Genomic DNA, 20,521 nt, shown 5'->3' with positions numbered 1-20,521 from the left:
CTTATAGCCATTGTTGTGCCTCGTTATTTTTTAATTTCTCTTAATAATTTCGGAATTTCATCATAAGTTGTATACCATATAATTGAAACACCAAGTTCTCTCATAATCTCTTCGTTCAAATTATGATGTCTATCTAAAAATTTCTTTGCCCCATCTATATTATCTATTACAGTGCCTTCTTTTGATTCTATGAAATTATCAATAGTCAACCTTTTCATAAAAGCGAAATGTCTCGTTTTGTCACTATTTCTTGAAGCAATATCCAAAAGTCTTCTCAAATTAGGGTCTGTCATTGATAAACCTACCATTAAGCAATGATTTTCTCTCAAATTTGAAAGTTGTACAAGGTTAGACCAATGATATGAGTCAGAATAAATTAAGTGATATCCTTCTTCTGAAAATACTAATGTGCTTTTTTCTAATCCTTCATAAGCATCAGTGTTTTCTGGTAAAAATCCGTGAACGTGATAAACAGGTAGTTCATCAGGATCTATGAAGTCATTATCTGAATAAATGCTGTGATGTTGAATAGATTGTGATTCAAGTTGTCTTTCTATTAGGTCATCGAAATTGTATGTTATAACAGATTTTACTTTTGCACCTGTTCTTAAAGGCATACACATTTCGACAATAGCTTTTATTAATTCTGAATCAATAGCTTTTCCTGTGTCACGTAACTTATATAGATTTTCAGTTATTGTTTTTGTAAACTGTTCGGACTCTGTGTTCCTATTATCTAATCCTTTTCTTAAATACCGAGCCGCCATTAATGCAGAAGGTTCATCAATTTGATTTAATCTATTAACAATTTGCTCGATATCGGTATCTAATATTTTTGATTCATTATCAAATTCGTTCGTTAAATATGTTACGAATAAAGAATTTAAAAGTGTATTCCAATCAGGCATTCCTGCACTACTTGAAACGCCTGCACCAAGGAAGAAAGAAAATTGTCCTTTTTTATACAATCTATTTAATAATTCAATTTTTTCTTGTCTTTCTTTTTCCCAATCCTTTGAGGATTGAACAACTGCAGATTCAATTCTTAAAGAGAAAAGGTTGTTGGCAATAGTATTGGCTTCTTTTCGGTTTTTCGCTACTATACTATTAACTTCCTCAGGTCCCCAAACTATAATTTTGAAAGGTAATTTTTCGTCTTCAATCCGATGAAGTATATAGCTTTTAAATCTATTTGATATAGGATTAGGCGAAATTATTAGTAGATTATCAAACGGTTCAGGTTCTTTAATTTTAGCTTGAATATGTATAACCTGGTCTATTAGACGTTTAATAGGAAACCTTTCGAGATTAAACTTAATCTCTATTTGAGTAGCTCCTTCAATATCCTCAATACCTTCAGGTGCATAAGCATCGAAACCAATTCTCCGAGGTTGAGAGATAAATGGTTTTTTTACTTTTTCAAGATGAATTTTAAGTAAATTAAGAATAAAGGTTTCGAACATATAGTAGCCTCTATGTCCGTCTTGAATATTTATTTTTTTGAATATATCGTCTATTAGCATTTTTCAGTTTTAATGAGGCACAACTTGTTTATATAAATACCTTTAGCACTCTTATACAACCTATTTGGAGGTATAAAGATACTTTTTGTTAATTTTTAGTGCTGTTATTTTTTAATAAATATACTGTTCTTTCTAAACTATTACAAGGGTTTTTAATTTCTGAGTTTTAATAGTTTTTAACTCGTTATAGTTAAACGTTCATGCTTTTATTTCAACAAAAGCATGCGACATTATAAAGTTCTTAAAATAAGTTACTATTAATTATACTGTTCCTACAAACTTAATACAATCGGTGCATACATTCTTACGGAATCCCATAAGCACAGCTATAGAAGTAATAAAAGTAGTTTTTTTGTCATAAACGATTTGTATACCGCTATTTAGGTCGCTGCTATTTGGGCATGTTTAGTGGTTGTCACTTTCGCATCAACTACTTCTTAAGTAGGAGAAGCCCACGGTTTTACGACCGTATATCCTTCCAAATATAAAAAATAAAGATAAAAAGCGACACATTTTTTATCGGGACGACGACCCGAGCCTAATCATGATGACACTCCAATGCTAAGGGGAGTGATACTCCATGCCTAATTGGAGTGACACTCCAACGGTAAGGGGAGCGACACTCCGACGGTAAGGGGAGTGGTATTCACTACCTAAAGGGAGTAATAGCAAACCATAATAAAGATAAAAGTACGTATCTGTATAGAAAAATGTTTGTTAAGTATTGTAGCAACAGCGAAATTACGATGCAACCTTAGGAAGGTTTTTTAACCTAGACCCGTTGGAGGAAAGCCCAATACAGTTAGATAAGTCACCGTTTGCATATAACTTGGATTGCGGGGCGTTAAAAAAAAGATATGGTATACCTTTTTAGCGAACGAGCCAGCTGGCGCAAGGGAGGCGTAACCGACCCCGATGGAATGCCTACTTCTTTAAGAAGTCAATATTTTAGAAACGAACTCTTTGGTAAGTGGTTTGCCGTTGGCAATTTTTTTAATATCATTGAAAGTAAACACAAAATCGCAACCACTTTTATATTCAGAACAACCATAGGCAGCTTTTCCTTTTAAAATAGTTCCTTTACTACACTTAGGACAGGTTAGGGACTCGGAGTGAGATTTCTCGTTATCGTTTGAAATGATATTTGAGTTCGTTTTTTTTGGTTCAAACTTTAAATTAAAGTTATCATCAAAACGAACCAAACCCGCTACTTTTTTACCTGCCATGTTAAAGCCTTTTAAGTTGGTAGTACATCCTTTATCAAGTAAACGAATAAGTTGATTTTCAGATATTTTTTTATCCATAAACTCAAAAGATAGGGTAAAATCACAACCATTTTTATATGCAGAACATCCGTAAGCAGCAGTTCCTTTTAATAATTGTCCTCCGTTGCATTTTGGACATTCTTTGCCAACCACTGTTTTCTTTTTTGAAGTGTTTTTTTTAACCTCTTGCTTCTTTTGTTGGGCTTCGTAAGAAATGCGTTTGGTTTTAGAACTCGAACGTACTTCATAGACCAAATCATCGACCATTTTTTTCATTTGATTGATAAATGTAGCCGCATGGTATTCACCACGTTCAATTTCTTTTAAACGTTTTTCCCACAACCCTGTTAATTGAGCCGATTTTAACAATTCATTATCAATTAAATCGATCAAATCAATGCCTGTTTGCGTTGGGATAATCAATTTTTTTTGACGTTCGATATATTTTCTTCTAAATAAAGTTTCAATAATACTGGCACGTGTAGAAGGACGCCCAATGCCGTTTTCTTTCATTAATTCACGCATTTCGTCATCATCTACTTGTTTTCCAGCGGTTTCCATAGCACGTAACAAACTCGCTTCGGTATAATTTCGAGGAGGCTTGGTTTCCTTTTCTAAAAACGAGGGTTCGTGCGGACCTTTTTCTCCTTTTTTAAAAGTAGGAAGCACATCTTTTTCTTCTGTCTTTTTAGCCTCATTGCCAAACTCAAAAACCACACGCCAACCTTTGGTAAGTATTTCTTTTCCTGAAGTTCTAAAAGGTACTTTATCCGCTTCTCCTTTCACTTCCGTTTTTGAGATATCACTATCGGGGTAAAATACTGCGATAAATCGTTTTACAATAATATCATATACTTGTTGCTGGTTGTATTGTAGTTTGATTTCAACTCCTGTAGGAATAATAGCATGGTGATCGGTTACTTTTTTATCGTTAAAAACTTTACTCGATTTGCGTATTTTTTTTCCTAATAGGGGCTGTGTTAACGAAGCGTACTTTTGTAATCCTTTTAAAATATTTGGGACTTTAGGGTATATATCGTTTGGTAAAAAAGTAGTATCCACTCTTGGGTAGGTAACCACTTTCATTTCATATAGTTTCTGCACAATTTTTAAGGTTTCATCTGCAGAAAAACTAAATTTATTGTTACAGTATACTTGTAATCCTGTTAAATCGAACAATTTAGGAGCGTATTCTTTTCCTTTTTTCTTAGAAACCGAAGTTATTTCAAAGTCACTTTCTTTTACTTTATCGGCAAAAGCTTGTCCGTCTTCTTTTTTTAAAAAACGTCCTTCTTCACAACTAAATAAGGTCTCACGATATTGGGTTTGTAACTCCCAATACGTTTCGGGTTTAAAGGTTTGAATTTCTTTATAACGGTCGACCAACATGGCAAGGGTAGGGGTTTGTACTCTACCAATAGATAACACTTGTTTGTAACCACCGAACTTTACGGTATACAAACGAGTGGCGTTTAACCCTAACAACCAATCGCCAATGGCACGAGAATACCCTGCGTAATATAAATTATTGTAATCGTCGTTGTTTTTTAGGTTTTCAAAACCTTCTTTAATCGCCTCTTCAGTTAAGGAAGAAATCCATAATCGCTGAATTTTACCTTTGTAATTAGCTTGATTAATTACCCATCGTTGAATGAGTTCTCCTTCTTGTCCAGCATCCCCGCAGTTGATAACTACCTCCGCTTTTTCAAATAAAGACTTTACAATTTTGAACTGTTTCTGAATACCGCTATCACCCGTAACTTTGGTGCCAAAACGTTCAGGAAGCATGGGTAAATTGTTTAAATCCCAACTTTTCCAGTGCGGTTTGTAATCTTTGGGCTCTAAAAGCGTGCATAAATGACCAAAAGTATAGGTAACCGCATAGCCATTCCCCTCGAAATATCCATCTCGTTTGGTCTTGGCTCCTAAGATATTAGCAATCTCAAGGGCTACACTCGGTTTCTCGGCTATACAAACTTTCATGAAAGTAATTTATAAAGTCGAAATTACTAAATTATTTGTGAATGTAACACCCTGTTTTTAGAAGATGTTTTAACGAGTTAATAGCTGTATGGTTGTAGCTTAGATTCTTAATTTTCGGTTTTAGTAGTATCGGTCTATTAGGTGTCGAGGCAACTTTATAGAGTTTATCATTGCATAAAATTGAGAGTTACTTTTTTATAAAGGGTGTTGTTGTACGTTTATTTTTTATAAAATTCAACAGTTTCCCCCTTATGTAGATAAGGCTCTTAAACCAGCAGTTAACTGCTGGTTTAAGAGGTGTACCTAGGATGGCACACTAAATTGTTATTCCTTACCGATTATGTTGATGCTATATGATAACGCTGTAATTTGAGTTATATATATGCTCAACTAGTGCTACTATGCATTACACTTCTGTTAACTGTTCCGATTTGCATTCTTTTACAATTATTTCTTGTGTATTGGCAGGCACGGTTTGATAAGATGAAAATTTTGAGCTAAACGTAGCTTTTCCTTGTGTAAGAGATCGTAAGTCAGTTGAATAACCATACATTTCCGCAGCGGGTATCGTACATTTTAAAATCTGATAATGATCTAAACTAGTTACTCCTTGTATAAGTGCTCTTCTCGATTGTAAATCGGTCATGACACTACCTACCATTTCTTCAGGTACTTTTACCTCTAATTCTAATATAGGTTCTAATAATTTCGGATTAGCATTTAAAAATGCTTCTTTAAATGCATTTGCACCAGCAATTTTAAACGAAATATCATTAGAGTCTACAGAGTGCATCTTACCGTCGTATACCATAACACGTACATCTCTAATAAAAGACCCCGTAAGCGGTCCGTTTTCCATTACTTCTAAAACACCTTTTAGAATGGCAGTTAAATAACGTTGGTCGATAACACCTCCAACAATACAATTATACATTACCAGTTTACCACCCCAGTTAAGGTCTATTTCTTCTTTACCTCGTATGTTAAACCCTTCGGGTTCAGGCATACCTTCGTACCAAGGCTCAATTTTTAAATGCACTTCTCCGAACTGACCCGCACCGCCCGATTGTTTCTTATGCTTATAAAAACCTCTACTGGGCTTTACAATGGTTTCACGGTATAAAATTTTAGGTTTTTTATAACTAGCCTGCACTCCATAAATATTTTCCAAGGCCCAATTAATAGTCGCTAAGTGCAATTCTCCTTGGCAGCCAATGAGCATTTCTTTAGATTCGTTTGAATACGATATCTCTACTGTAGGATCTTGACTGTGTATTTTTTTGAGTGCCTCTGTTAGTTTTTCTTCATCATTTTGGTTTGTAGGATTAACAGTTTTTGTAATTCTTGGGGCAGGATATTGAATTTCTTTAATAGTAATACTTTCTTGACCACCATACAAGGTATCATTGGTTTCAGTATGTTTTAACTTTAAGGTAGCGCCGATATCACCTACAGTGAGTTTTTGAACCGATTTACGTTCTTTACCATCCATAATAAAGAGCTGGTTAATGGTTTCCACTTCACCATTTTGTGCATTGGTTAACTTATCATTCGTATTTATTTCACCAGACATTACTTTAAAGAACGTTACCTGACCCAAATTGGGCTGATGTAAAGTTTTAAAGATAAATAAACTTGTTGGGGCATCGGGAGTGCGGTCAATTTCCTTACCTTCTTTGCTATATTCAGGTTTTAGCTCTGAAGCCGCTGGAGCTACATTGTCTATAAATCCCATTAATCTACCAGTACCCATATCGAGTAAGGCAGAAACACAGAATACCGGAAATAGCTGATGCTGCAACATTCCTATTTTAATTCCTTGTCGCATTTCATCTTCATTCAAGGTGCCTTTATCAAAGTACAATTCCATTAAGTTTTCATCGTTTTCTGCAGCCTTTTCAACAAGTTCATTATGAAGTGCATTGGCAGTTTCTTGTTCACTCTCAGGAATCGGCAATTTTTCTGGCTTACCACCCTCGGGTTTGAATTTATATAGTTTCATTTTAAGCACATCAATTATGCACTGGGCTCCTTCTATCTTAACAGGATACTGAATTTTTACCGCATTGTTTCCTACTAATTTTTTGATACTGTTAAAAGACTCGTTAAAATCACAATTCACATGATCTATTTGGTTTACCACAAATAAAGTGGGTCGGTTATAAGTATCTATATAATTCCAAATTATTTCAGTACCTATTTCTACACCTTGTTTTCCATCTATTACATTAACAACAGTATCTCCCACGCGAATAGAAGAGATAATTTCTCCTATAAAATCGTCGAGACCAGGAGTATCAATAATATTTATTTTGTAATTACGCCATTCAGTATGTAGTGGTGTGGCGAACACAGAAATACCTCTTTCGTGTTCTATCTCGTGGTGGTCTGAAACGGTATTTTTATCTTCTACAGTACCTCTTCTGTTGATTAATCCTGCCTCAAAAAGCATTGTTTCAGCTAAGGTAGTTTTGCCAGAGCCATGTGCACCCACAAAAACTACATTTTTTATGTGTTTGTCGTCGTATACTTGCATATGTTGATTATTTTAGGTGTTAAAGTTACAAATCATAGTTTATTCTTTAACTGACGAATATCATGCTTTAATAAATGTTTTATAGTTATACTTTTCTGTTTTTAGACTGAAAAAAGTAGATTCATAAAATTAGTTGTAGTTACTATTTCAACTTCTATCATTCTCAATTCTACAATAAAAATTGGATAACTAAAAATAATACTATAACTTTGCGCCGTTCATTAACGTATTGATGTTATCAAGAAAGGTGGAGGGAATAGACCCTTTGAAACCTTAGCAACCCTTTGTGAAAACAAAGAAGGTGCTACATTCTACTGCATTTGCAGAGAGATAACGAAAAGAAGTTTACTTCCTCTTTTCCTGATAACAACACACTAACTATCAGGAATGTCAAACATTTATCAAGAAATACAAAAACGAATCCTCGTGCTCGATGGCGCTATGGGAACCATGCTTCAGGAATATAAATTTTCCGAAGAAGATTTTCGTGGAAAACGTTTTAAAGACCACCCAACTCCATTGCAAGGAAACAACGACTTGTTATCCATTACGCAACCCGAAGCGGTAAAGGAAGTACACAGAAAGTACTTTGCGGCAGGAGCCGATATCGTAGAGACCAACACTTTTTCAGCAACTACCATTGCCATGGCAGATTACCAACTAGAAGAGTTGGTATATGAGTTAAATTACGAGTCTGCTAAAATAGCGAAAGAAGTAGCCGAAGAATTTACTGCAAAAGAACCACGCAAACCTCGTTTTGTAGCAGGTTCTATAGGCCCAACCAATCGTACCGCAAGCATGTCGCCTGATGTAAACGATCCAGGGTACAGAGCGGTAACCTTTGACGAATTGCGAACTGCCTACAAACAACAAGTAGAAGCCTTGTTAGATGGCGGCGTAGATATATTATTGGTAGAAACAGTATTTGATACCCTAAACGCTAAAGCTGCTTTATTTGCTATTGAAGAAGTGAAAACGGAACGACATATCGAAATTCCTATCATGGTTTCTGGTACCATTACCGATGCTTCGGGACGAACGTTATCAGGACAAACAGCCGAGGCTTTTTTAATTTCAATTTCTCATATTCCGTTGTTATCAGTAGGATTTAACTGTGCCTTAGGAGCCAATTTATTGCAGCCACACTTGGAAGCGATTGCGTCTAAAACAGACTTTGCTATTTCGGCACATCCCAACGCAGGATTGCCCAATGCTTTTGGTGAATATGACGAAACACCTGAAGAAACCGCCCAGCAAATAGAAGAATATTTAAAGAAAAATATAATCAATATTATAGGAGGATGTTGCGGTACCACCCCCGCCCACATCAAAGCCATAGCAGCGATAGCAGCGAAGTATAAACCACGAAATTACAGTAGTTGATTGGTGTTGGTTTTTAGTTGGTTGGAATTTTAGAGAAATAACAATAAGAGTATGAATTACACAGAATTGGATGTTTGGAAATACACGAGAGAATTGGTCAAACTTGTTTATTTATTGACACAATCATTTCCAAAAGAAGAAATGTATGGATTAACAAATCAAATTCGCAGAAGTGTTGTATCCATACCTTCAAATATCGCAGAAGGGATAGGAAGACAATCTACAAAAGAAACCATCCATTTTCTGTACATAGCTAAGGGCTCGTTACAAGAAGTAGAAACTCAATTATATGTGTCTTTTGATTTAGGATATCTTAAAAGTAGTGATCTTGAAAGTATCCTCGGTAAAGTAACTTCTTGCAAAAAAATATTAAATGGTTTTATTAACTACTATAAAAAGTTATGATAGAAAAAATAGACCAGCAACCAACAACCAATAACCATATACCTAAAAGGTATATGAAATTATCAGGGTTAGAACCGTTAATTATTACACCTGAAAGTAATTTTATCAATGTTGGTGAGCGAACCAATGTAGCAGGGTCGCGTAAATTTTTACGATTGATAAAAGAAGAAAAGTTCGATGAAGCGTTGGCAATTGCCCGTCATCAGGTTGATGGTGGTGCGCAAATTATCGACATTAATATGGATGATGGTTTGATTGATGGAAAAGAAGCCATGATACGTTTCTTAAATCTTATTGCTTCTGAACCCGATATTGCCAGAGTTCCTATAATGATTGATAGCTCTAAATGGGAAATTATAGAAGCAGGATTGCAGGTAGTACAAGGTAAATCGGTCGTAAACTCTATTTCCTTAAAAGAAGGAGAAGAAAAATTTATTTGGGAAGCAACGCAAATTAAACGATACGGAGCCGCAGTAATTATTATGGCTTTCGATGAAGTAGGGCAGGCAGATACGTATGAGCGAAGAATTGAAATCGCCGAGCGTTCTTACAGATTGTTAGTGGACACCGTCCACTTTCCGCCAGAAGATATCATTTTCGATTTAAACATTTTTCCAGTCGCTACTGGAATGGAAGAACACAGAAAAAATGCCATAGATTTCATTGAAGCTACCCGATGGGTACGTGAAAATTTACCGCATGTTAGTGTGAGTGGTGGCGTAAGTAACGTATCGTTTTCTTTTAGAGGAAATAATGTCGTACGTGAAGCTATGCACTCGGTGTTTTTATACCATGCCATCAAAGCAGGAATGAATATGGGAATTGTAAATCCGACAATGTTAGAGGTGTATGACGATATTCCGAAGGATTTATTAGAACATATTGAAGATGTTATTTTAGACAGAAGAGACGATGCTACCGAACGCCTGTTAGAGTTTGCAGAAACCGTAAAAGGAAACAAAAAAGAAAACAGCGAACAGGTTTTAGAATGGAGAAGTTTACCATTACAAGACCGTATAACACACTCTTTGGTGAAAGGAATAGATACTTTTATTGAAGAAGATGCTGAAGAAGCACGTTTAAGTGTTGCTAAACCGCTGCATGTAATTGAAGGGCATTTAATGACAGGAATGAATGTGGTGGGAGATTTGTTCGGTGCAGGAAAAATGTTTTTACCACAAGTTGTAAAATCTGCCCGAGTGATGAAGAAAGCCGTCGCTTACTTAAATCCGTTCATTGAAGCAGAGAAAAGTGAGAAGCAAAAAGCTATTGGAAAAATATTGATGGCAACCGTCAAAGGAGATGTGCATGATATTGGTAAAAACATCGTATCGGTGGTATTAGGTTGTAACAATTATGAGATTATCGATTTAGGAGTGATGGTACCACCAGAGAAGATTATTGAAACCGCCAAAAAAGAAAACGTAGATGCCATCGGCTTAAGCGGACTCATAACGCCCTCGTTAGATGAAATGGTGTACATAGCCAAAGAAATGGAACGTCAAAACTTAGAAGTTCCTTTGTTAATTGGTGGTGCAACTACTTCAAAAGCACATACTGCTGTAAAGATTGATACACAGTATAAAAATGCAGTAGTACACGTAAACGATGCTTCTAGAGCCGTAACGGTAGTAGGAGATTTGCTGAATAGAGAAACTTCTAATGAATATGTTACCAAATTGAAGAAAGATTACTCAGCCTTTCGTGATAAGTTCTTACAACGAGGTAAGCAGAAGCACTATATAGCTATTGAGGAAGCAAGAGCACGTAAATTTAGAATAGATTGGGATACTACTGACATTGCGAAACCTAAAGAGCTAGGAGTACAAAAACTAGTACAAGTAAGTTTAAAAGACTTGGTACCCTATTTTGACTGGAGTCCGTTTTTTCGCTCATGGGACTTACACGGAAAGTTTCCTGATATCCTAGAAGATGAAGTAGTAGGAGAGGAGGCATCTAGTTTATACGAAGATGCACAAAAAATGCTACAGCAAATCATTGAAAAACAAGCATTAAAATCCAAAGCTGTTTTTGGGTTGTTTGAAGCAAACACGACTAACGACGATGATATTTCAGTTCAAAAGAAAGGAAAAGAAGTGGCCGTATTTAGAACCCTGCGTCAGCAATTAAAAAAGCGTGAAGGAAAACCAAGTTTTGCTTTGGCAGATTTTATTGCTCCTAAACAAACCACAAGAACAGATTATATAGGCGCTTTTTGTACCGCTATTTTCGGAGCCGATGCATTGGCATTACATTACAAAGAAAATCACGATGATTACAATGCAATTATGGTACAAGCTATTGCCGATCGTTTTGCTGAAGCATTTGCTGAATACTTACATCACCGAGTGAGAACCAAACATTGGGGCTATGCTTCCGAAGAAAATTTAACCAATGAAGAATTGATACAAGAAGCATACAAAGGAATTCGTCCTGCACCCGGTTATCCTGCCTGTCCCGATCATTTAGAAAAAGAGACTATTTGGGAATTGTTACAGGTAGAAGAGCATATAGGAGTACGTTTAACAGAAAGTTTAGCCATGTGGCCAGCAGCAGCAGTTTCAGGATACTATTTTGCCAATAGCGAAGCAAAATATTTCGGTTTGGGGAAAATAACAGACGATCAAGTAAGAGATTATGCAGAACGAAAAAATATCCCCTTAGAAAAAGCTAGAAAATGGTTACATCCCAATATATCAGATAATTAAAAGGAACATTAAAACTAATACATAATAGCGCGTATTTAATTAACAATAAATTAAAATTAGATAAACTATAATCTAAAGAAAAGTAGTAATATTGCAGCCCGAAAAAATGAATAAAATTAAACAGATGAAAAAGTATAGTTTAGAGATTCGATTCGCAATACAACTACTTGCAATGGCAGCAATATCACTATTGTTGGCTTCATTGGTATAATTAAATACGCCTTTATAAGATTGAACTTATGAAGGTAACAGAACACTTACAAAAAGCAAATGGCAATTCATTATTCTCGTTTGAAATTCTCCCTCCGTTAAAAGGAGACACGATTGAGTCAATATTTAAAAATATTGACCCGTTAATGGAGTTCAATCCGCCTTTTATAGACGTAACCTATCATCGCGAAGAGTACGTGTATAAAGAATTAGGAGATGGATTGTTAAAAAAACAAGTGGTAAAAAAGCGCCCAGGTACGGTAGGTATTTGTGCGGCAATTCAAAATAAATATCAGGTAGATGCCATTCCGCATATTTTATGTGGAGGGTTTACGAAAGAAGACACCGAAAACTTTTTAATAGACCTCGATTTTTTAGGCATTGATAATGTGGTTGCCTTACGTGGCGATGCCGTAAAAAGTGAAACCTATTTTAAACCTGAAAAAGAGGGGCATACCTATGCTACTGAATTGGTAACGCAAATCGATAACCTGAATAAAGGAAAGTACTTAGATGATGACTTACAAAATTCCTCAAAAACTGATTTTTGTATTGGAGTAGCAGGCTATCCTGAGAAACACATGGAAGCACCAAGTTTAGATTCTGATATTCACTTTTTAAAGAAGAAAATTAAAAACGGAGCAAACTATGTGGTGACACAGATGTTTTTTGACAACCAAAAGTATTTTGAATTTGTAGAAAAATGTAGAGAAGAAGGAATTACGGTTCCTATTATTCCAGGATTAAAACCTATTTCAACTAAAAAACAGTTGAATTTAATTCCGCACCGTTTTAAGGTAGATTTACCCGATACGTTGGTAAAAGAAGTACTAAAATGCAAAGACAATAACGAAGTACGCCAAGTAGGAATAGCGTGGTGCATTGCACAAAGTAAAGAACTGTTACAAAAAGGAGTACCCATTTTACATTATTACTCAATGGGAAGATCAACCAATATTCAAAAAATTGCAGCAGCGGTTTTTTAATGAAATATTCTCATTATCAACGGTACTTAGGGATTTTGTTTAGAGATAAAATAGAAAATAGAGAATAGAGAATAGATCAGAGAAACAAAACACCTTTTTTTATAAGTATAGTGGGTCTTTACTGTTTTTTCCTAATGGTAGTATCTAGATAAACTAAGAGCCTTCACAGTATCTTTGTTGTGAAGGCTCTTATTATACATCATAAAAGGTACATGCTATTTTAAACTTCCAGTCATGTCTTCTGGTTTTACCCATTCATCGTATTGTTCTGGTGTTACATATCCTAAACGGACTGCTTCTTCTTTTAAGGTAGTTCCGTTTGCATGCGCGGTATTGGCAATTTCAGCAGCTTTATAATAGCCAATTCTCGTATTCAACGCCGTAACGAGCATTAATGAGTTATTTAATAACTCGGTAATTCTAGCTTGGTTGGGTTCAATACCCGCAGCACAGTTCACATCAAACGACACACAAGCATCTCCTAATAATTGGGCCGATTGCAATACGTTAGCCGCCATCATAGGCTTGAATACATTTAACTCATAATGACCTTGAGTTCCTCCTACGGTTACCGCGACGTCGTTCCCCATTACTTGTGCACAAACCATTGTTAAAGCTTCTGCTTGTGTTGGATTTACTTTTCCTGGCATGATAGAAGAACCTGGTTCGTTGGCTGGAATAATAATTTCACCAATTCCCGAACGTGGTCCTGATGCCATTAAACGAATATCGTTGGCAATTTTATTTAAAGAAACCGCTAATTGTTTTAAAGCTCCGTGAGTTTCTACTAGGGCATCGTGTGCTGCCAAGGCCTCAAACTTATTTTCAGCAGTTACAAAAGGCAGTCCAGTAAACTTCGCAATGTATTTAGCCACTAAAACATCGTAACCTTCAGGGGTGTTTAATCCTGTTCCTACCGCAGTTCCTCCTAAAGCTAATTGCGCTAAGTGTGTTAAGGAGTTTTTTAAGGCTTTTAATCCAAAATTTAATTGGGCTACATATCCAGAAAACTCTTGTCCTAAGGTAAGAGGAGTAGCATCCATTAAGTGTGTGCGTCCAATTTTTACCACATCTTTAAATGCTTCAGACTTTGCTTGTAACGTATCACGTAATTGCTCTACACCAGGAATGGTTACTTCTACAATCTTTTTGTACGCCGCTATGTGCATTCCTGTAGGAAACGTATCGTTAGAAGATTGCGATTTGTTTACATCGTCGTTCGGTTGAATCGTTTTTTCTCCTTTACCAATTACATTGCCAGCAATTTCGTGGGCGCGATTAGCAATTACCTCGTTTACATTCATATTCGATTGTGTGCCAGAACCCGTTTGCCAAATTACCAACGGAAACTGATCGTCGAGCTTTCCAGCTAAGATTTCATCACACACCTGTGCGATTAAATCACGCTTTTCAATAGCTAATACACCCAATTCAGCATTGGTATAAGCAGCAGCTTTTTTTAAGTAGGCAAACCCGTATACAATCTCTAAAGGCATAGAGGCAGCTGGGCCAATTTTAAAGTTGTTACGAGAACGCTCGGTTTGAGCTCCCCAATATTTATCGGCAGGAACTTCTACCTGACCCATGGTATCTTTCTCGATTCTATATTTTGTCATTTGAAATGATTTAAAATGCTTACAATTAATGAGGTTCAAAATTACAAATTCTTATAGTTTTTAAGAGTGATTTTTATCAGATTTTATTGGAGGAAAAGAAAAATAGTTATAATTTTGTGCCATAACTATTATTAATAAGAAACAAATGTTAGATTTTTCAGAATTTTCAGGATTGGTATTATTCATGTTTATTTTTACGGCTGGATTTTGGCTGTTAATTTTCTTATTAACATTTGTAGTTCCTTACTGGATTGGTGGAACTATCTGGGAAAACATGAAATTAAAACGAGAAGCAAAAAAAGCTGCTGAAGAAGGTAAGTAAGCTTTTTGTACATTATATACGCTAAAACCACACAAAAAAGTGTGGTTTTTTTATGAACTTTTTAAACGTTTGTTTAGTTTTTGAATCTTGATTTTTATACTCTTCCATCATCAAAAAAAGAATTGCACCATTTTATAAGAAAGCACAATCAAGTAGTTTAATTTCAACTTCTTTTAATGAAATAATCAATATTTGATAAAATAAATTCGGTTAAAAAACTGAAATTCAGCATTTAAAATAACTGATTAATCTACTTTTTTTTAAAAAATACTTTTTTTAATTATTTGATTTTTAGTGTTTTGTATTTTTTATATTGAAAGCCTATCCACTTTTTTAAAAAGAAAAACAATTCGGCTATTTTCTTTTGTTAATTTTATTGAATACCCACTGATATAAAACATTTTAAAAAAGTTTAGTACACTTTTGTTATGACTAAACCCGAATGTTACTAGTCTGTAATTCATGACTTTGCTATCGGTTATAGGTTTGATAATAGTTTTAACACTTCAATAAGTTATAAAAATGAAAAACGTAATAAAAATTTACTTCTGTATCTGTTTTCTTGTAGTATATTCTAGCATTTTAAGTGCACAAATAATACCCAATGGAACATATCAAATTTATTCAGATGTGCATCAGGAAGCGATGGTTACAGCTACTACTGGAGACTATGATGTGTCGATGACAACCCCTAATTTTTTAGATAATAAACAATTGTGGGTTTTCGAACACCAAGGAGCAAATGTGTATAAAATTAAAAATGTACAAACAGGAAGCTACATTGGAATAAAAGATGGATGGTGCGGTATTTTTGGAGATGTGCAAGCTAGATACTTAGCCACAGATGCCAATGTAGAATTTTTAATCTCTGAAGGTACAAATACGGGCTCGTATGTGTTTCAAATAGCCTTTACTACCTGTAATTTTGGTTCTGTCAATGTTCCTGTAAAAGCCTTTGATATTCAAGATGGATTACCGGGTGCGCAAATCCAGACCTTTGATGTAAACGCTAGCAACGCTAATCAACAATTCAGATTGATTTCTAGCGAATGGAATGGTAGTGCGAGTACCGATTGGGGAACTGCTTCTAACTGGACTCCCAACTCAGTGCCAACTACATCTTCTTATATAAGAGTCCCTAACGTTACCAACCAACCTACAATAACGACGAGTGTGGAGGTACAAGATATTTTTATCAATACTTCCTCTTCTTTAAACGTTAATAATGCTTTAACCGTTGCTGGAGATTTTACGAACTTAGGAAGCGTTACTGTTAACGCTGGAAGTTCTTTACTAATTAGTGGAGCAAACTATGGGGATATTACTTATAATGTGAATGTACCCGATGTCAACTGGCATTTAGTTGCTAGTCCTGTTGTAGGTGAGCAATACGACGACGCATGGGTAACCAACAACGGAATAGCTATTTCGGGTACCAATAGAGGTGTTTCTACATATAACAATGTTACTTCTGATGTTGTTACCGGACACTGGAGATATTTTCAAGGAGGCACTACAGAAGATTTTGCTACAGGAACAGGCTATGCGTTAAAAAAACAAACTACAGGTGGCGACTTTTCTTTTACAGGAACAATACCAACACTTGCAACTCCTTTAATATCACAAGGAGCTAATAATTGGAATCTCATCGGTAATTCTTTTCCCTCTTACATGGATATCGGTGCCTTTATAGCGAGCAACGGTATTGTTGGAAGCGATTTACTATCTGATGCCTATCAAGCAGTATATGTATGGAATGCCAGTACAGCGTCTTACGATCCCTTAACCACAGGATATGTGCATCCTGGGCAAGCGTTTTTTGTTAATTCAAAAGTACCTGAAGATAATGCATCAATTACTTCTGCGATGCAAAGCCATCAGACTGGTGTGCCCTTTTATAAAAGTGATGTTCCATCATTAACACTTAATCTATCTGATGGTGTTGCTACTAGAAAAACAACAATAAATTATACAGATTCAGGAACCAAAGGATTAGATGCTGGTTTGGATATTGGTATGTTTAATGGAGTGAATTCAGGTTTAAATGTATACACTCATTTAGTTGATACTAAAGAAACCATACCATTTGCAAAGCAAACCTTACCCATTACCGAATTAGAAACAATGGTCATACCTATTGGCGTACATGCAAATGCGGGTAAAAACTTAAATTTTTCAGTCGAAACACAAAACCTACCTAGCGACGTAAACGTATATTTGGAAGATAGAGATGCTGGTACCTTTACAGAAATAGGGAACGCCAGTTATGAAATGGGTTCAGATGAAATAGTAGTTGGTGTAGGACGTTTTTATATACACATTTCCTCTAAATCACCAACTGCGCAAGTGCATACGTTAGATGATGTTTTAATTTTTCAAAAGGATAAAAATTTACACATTATGGGCCTAACTGATACAGCAGCCAACGTGACACTATTTGATGTGTTAGGCAAAAAAGTGCTACAAACAACATTTAATGCAAGCAATTCTTCGGCGGTAGCCTTACCGGAGCTCTCTTCGAGTATTTATATTTTAAAAGTAGATACTAAAAATGGAACCTTACGCAAAAAGTTACTATTAGAATGATTGGATTATTAACATACATCCATAATCAATGAACGAGTTCATGTAAGCGTAGAGTTGAGTATAAAATAACTGAAAAGAAACCCTTATAAAACTAATATGTCTTATGAAATTACACAAAGAAGATAAACACCATATAACACGCAAAGAAGCCCTTGAAAAGATAGGAAAATATGGTAAGTATACAGCATTAACAGCTTTGGGTTTTTATATGATTTTAGACCCTAAAAAAGCACAAGCACAAAGTCCTGGATCTCCTGGAGAAGGATTTGACTAATTCTATATAACTCATTTAATATTAGGCTTGTAAGAATAATCAACCCCTCAATTATCTATCAGTTAATCAACAAATTGCAAGGTGATTGGTCATTTTTAACCAAGCAAAAGTGAATTGTGATACATAAAAAGTTGAGTAGTGCTAATCAAAACTCTATAATGGAGTTTATGATTTCTCTCTTCAGGGGAAATGAATTTTGATACAGATTTTAATGGTTCATTTATACTTATTTTTAAAAAGTGATAGAAAGTATTTATCTATCCTCCAAAGTCTTCACCACCACCATCAAATTCTCCACGTTGAGGTCGCTCACGTTTTTTATTTTGGTTGAAACGATAGGTGAAGTTCAATGATATTTGGCGTTCTCTCCATTGAAAAGCACCATCTAAAATAGATATTAAATTACCATCAGAGTCGTATAAATTGGTAATACTCTCTCTTTTTCTAGAATTGAACAAGTCCCTAACGTTTAAAACTAGTGTGGCTTTATCTTTAAATAAATCTTTACTAAAAGAGAGGTCAGCCATAAATAATTTATCTCTTGTTCCTTGTGCATTCTCTTGAGGACCACGATACATTAAGCGTGTTTGCCATTGAACCTTCCATGGTAAAGTTACCCGTGAATTTAATCTAGCAAACCAACTACTTTCGTTAACTTCTGCTAAAGGAAATATTGTTCCGTCTCCTTGAAAAGCATCAGTATTAAATTTAAAGTAATTGAATGAAGCTGTTAAACGTATTTTTTTAGATGGATTATAATTAGAAGTGAACTCAAATCCGTACCTGCTTTCTCCATTAAGATTTAAAGGAGTTCTAACTGTAATAGGAATAAGATTACCATCGTTATTTATATCTCTGTTTTCAATGCTACTGGTTATTTGAATAATATCAGTAGAGTGTTGGTAATACAACGAAGCTCCCAAGTCAAATTTACGAATTCGAGTGTTATATCCTAAGTCAAAAGAACTGGTATAGGCTGGGTTTAAATCTGGATTTCCTCTAAACACATTGGTAGCAGAACTGCGGCTTTCAAAAGGGTTAATAAACCAGCTTCTTGGTCTTCTTATTCTACGAGCGTATCCTAATGTGATGTTTTCGTTGTCTTTTAGTTCGTAACCTAAGTTTACAGTAGGAAACCATTCTGTATAGTTTTTATCTGAAAACTCATTGGTATTTAACAATGTTAGGTCTACGTCGGTAATTTCTGCTCTTAAACCAAGTAGATAAGAAAACTTATTTATTTTATTACCGTATTGTGAATAAAAAGCATAAATATATTGTTTAAAGTTTATAGCATTAGAAATATCAGTTTGTAATACGCCGTTTTCATCTCTCTGCTGAAAATCTGAAAAAACATCTTGTAAATCTGCCTTATGCCCTGCTTCAAATTGGCTGCTCTCTCCAATGGGTAAAACATAATCTATCTGTAGTAATCGTGTTTTAGATTTTGTTACTTGTGAATTTAATTCTCTTAAGTTCCCATTTTCAGTAATAGGGGAGTCCTCTTTTTCATTACTATTACCATACTGTAAATCAACTGTTAATTTTTGACCTTTTCCATCAAAGTTATTTGTGTAATTTAAGGAGTATTGTTTGTCTACACCATCTTCATTTTCATTCTCGATTCTAGTAATTGAATTTTGTAGGTTTTTATTGGCGTCAAAAATATCAGTTATATTTGTAGCAATATCATTTCCCTTATTTTTTCTGTAGAAGAAAGAACCAGTTACAGAACTATTTTCATTCAAATAATATTCTAAACCAATTAGTCCGTTAAAGTTATTATTTTCCCTATCAAACACTCTATCTTCATTTCTAAAACCAGAAATACTACCATTAGAATCGAAGTTTGTAAAATAGCTTTGAGAGTTTCCTGGACCTTTTCTAAAATTATATCCTAAATTACTAAAAAGATTAATTTTTTTAGTTCTGTAATTTATGTTACCACCCAAACCTAATTGTTCTGGATATCCAATTGTAGTATTTAAAGAACCGTTTAATCCAGTGATTTTTCCTTTGCGTAAAATAATATTTAAAATTCCTGCGCTACCCTCGGCATCATAACGAGCAGAAGGAGAAGTAATTACTTCTACTTTTTCAATGGCATCGGCAGGTAAGTTACGTAAGGCGTCTGTACCATTTAGTCCTACTAAAGCAGAGGGTTTACCATCAATTAAAATACGTACATTCTCATTACCACGTAGGCTTACGGCTCCCTCAGCATCAACATTAACAGAAGGTACATTATCCAACACATCAGAAGCATTTCCTCCTTTTACAGTCATGTCTTTACCAACATTGTATATCTTTTTATCTAGGCGGATTTCAACGGTAGACTTTTCTGCGATGATTTCTACTTCGTCTAATGTTTCAGCGTCTTCTGACAATAGAATAGTCCCTAAGTTTTTATCATTTGTCAAATCATGATTACCTAAACTTTTAGTCTTAAAGCCTATAAACTCAATTTTTATAGCGTAGGTACCAGAAGATGCATCGATAGAAAATTTTCCTTTGGTATTGGTTACACCTCCAATAACTTGTTGCGTCTTGGTGTTTGTTAATACCAATGTCGCATACTCTAAGGGTTGTTTACTGTTTTTTTCTAAAACGATACCCGTTAGTGTGATTTTAGGAGATGTACTTTTAGTTGTACGCTGTGCAAAAGTTGTACAGCTAATAAGTAAAATAAGTAGTGTAATGTTCTTCATTAGGTTGATTTGTAAA

At 35.0% G+C, this 20,521-nt stretch carries 12 protein-coding genes and 1 riboswitch; of the genes, 7 read left to right on the top strand and 5 right to left on the bottom strand.

What is annotated here, in order from left to right; genetic code table 11:
- Positions 1-23: 23 nt before the first annotated feature.
- The 3 genes from P8625_RS04000 to P8625_RS03990 all read right to left on the bottom strand — a co-directional run bounded on the left by P8625_RS04000 (position 24) and on the right by P8625_RS03990 (position 7,307).
- Positions 24-1,523: an SIR2 family protein gene (locus P8625_RS04000; RefSeq protein ID WP_279652204.1), complete on the bottom strand. Its 1,500-nt coding sequence runs from the start codon at positions 1,521-1,523 to the stop codon at positions 24-26.
- A gap of 932 nt (positions 1,524-2,455) precedes the next feature.
- Positions 2,456-4,771 carry a type IA DNA topoisomerase gene (locus P8625_RS03995; protein WP_279652203.1) on the bottom strand — a complete coding sequence of 772 codons (2,316 nt, stop codon included), beginning with the start codon at positions 4,769-4,771 and terminating at the stop codon, positions 2,456-2,458.
- A gap of 406 nt (positions 4,772-5,177) precedes the next feature.
- Positions 5,178-7,307, bottom strand: a complete 2,130-nt coding sequence (locus P8625_RS03990) for an elongation factor G (RefSeq protein ID WP_279652202.1) — start codon at positions 7,305-7,307, stop codon at positions 5,178-5,180.
- Positions 7,308-7,539: 232 nt separating this feature from the next.
- Positions 7,540-7,644: riboswitch (SAM riboswitch) on the top strand.
- A 50-nt stretch (positions 7,645-7,694) separates the two neighbouring features.
- Between P8625_RS03990 and P8625_RS03985 the strand changes: the two genes are divergently transcribed.
- From P8625_RS03985 to metF, 4 genes are all read left to right on the top strand, one after another.
- On the top strand, positions 7,695-8,690 hold the full coding sequence (locus P8625_RS03985) for a homocysteine S-methyltransferase family protein (protein ID WP_279652201.1): 996 nt from the start codon (positions 7,695-7,697) through the stop codon (positions 8,688-8,690).
- A gap of 51 nt (positions 8,691-8,741) precedes the next feature.
- On the top strand, positions 8,742-9,095 hold the full coding sequence (locus P8625_RS03980) for a four helix bundle protein (RefSeq protein WP_279652200.1): 354 nt from the start codon (positions 8,742-8,744) through the stop codon (positions 9,093-9,095).
- Positions 9,092-11,803, top strand: coding sequence for a methionine synthase (gene metH, locus P8625_RS03975; protein ID WP_279652199.1), 2,712 nt, complete (start codon positions 9,092-9,094; stop codon positions 11,801-11,803). The genes P8625_RS03980 and metH overlap by 4 nt, the downstream gene beginning before the upstream one ends.
- Positions 11,804-12,042: 239 nt before the next feature.
- Complete coding sequence (gene metF / locus P8625_RS03970; protein ID WP_279652198.1) at positions 12,043-12,999, top strand: methylenetetrahydrofolate reductase [NAD(P)H]; 957 nt, start codon at positions 12,043-12,045, stop codon at positions 12,997-12,999.
- A 215-nt stretch (positions 13,000-13,214) separates the two neighbouring features.
- Here metF and fumC read toward each other — a convergent pair whose 3' ends face one another.
- Complete coding sequence (fumC, locus tag P8625_RS03965; RefSeq protein ID WP_279652197.1) at positions 13,215-14,615, bottom strand: class II fumarate hydratase; 1,401 nt, start codon at positions 14,613-14,615, stop codon at positions 13,215-13,217.
- 145 nt (positions 14,616-14,760) lie between these two features.
- Here fumC and P8625_RS03960 point away from each other — a divergent pair, with 145 nt between their 5' ends.
- From P8625_RS03960 to P8625_RS03950, 3 genes are all read left to right on the top strand, one after another.
- Positions 14,761-14,937 carry a hypothetical protein gene (locus P8625_RS03960; protein ID WP_164505156.1) on the top strand — a complete coding sequence of 59 codons (177 nt, stop codon included), beginning with the start codon at positions 14,761-14,763 and terminating at the stop codon, positions 14,935-14,937.
- A 522-nt stretch (positions 14,938-15,459) separates the two neighbouring features.
- Complete coding sequence (locus tag P8625_RS03955; RefSeq protein ID WP_279652196.1) at positions 15,460-17,523, top strand: T9SS type A sorting domain-containing protein; 2,064 nt, start codon at positions 15,460-15,462, stop codon at positions 17,521-17,523.
- A 103-nt stretch (positions 17,524-17,626) separates the two neighbouring features.
- Positions 17,627-17,797, top strand: a complete 171-nt coding sequence (locus P8625_RS03950) for a hypothetical protein (protein ID WP_279652195.1) — start codon at positions 17,627-17,629, stop codon at positions 17,795-17,797.
- 257 nt (positions 17,798-18,054) lie between these two features.
- Here the strand turns inward: P8625_RS03950 and P8625_RS03945 are convergent, their stop codons facing one another.
- On the bottom strand, positions 18,055-20,505 hold the full coding sequence (locus tag P8625_RS03945; RefSeq protein WP_279652194.1) for an outer membrane beta-barrel family protein: 2,451 nt from the start codon (positions 20,503-20,505) through the stop codon (positions 18,055-18,057).
- Positions 20,506-20,521: the final 16 nt, after the last annotated feature.

The sequence above is a fragment of the Tenacibaculum tangerinum genome (assembly GCF_029853675.1).
Classification (GTDB): domain Bacteria; phylum Bacteroidota; class Bacteroidia; order Flavobacteriales; family Flavobacteriaceae; genus Polaribacter; species Polaribacter tangerinum_A.
Note: the sequence above shows the minus strand (reverse complement) of the source record. Positions and strands in the feature narration are given on the sequence as shown.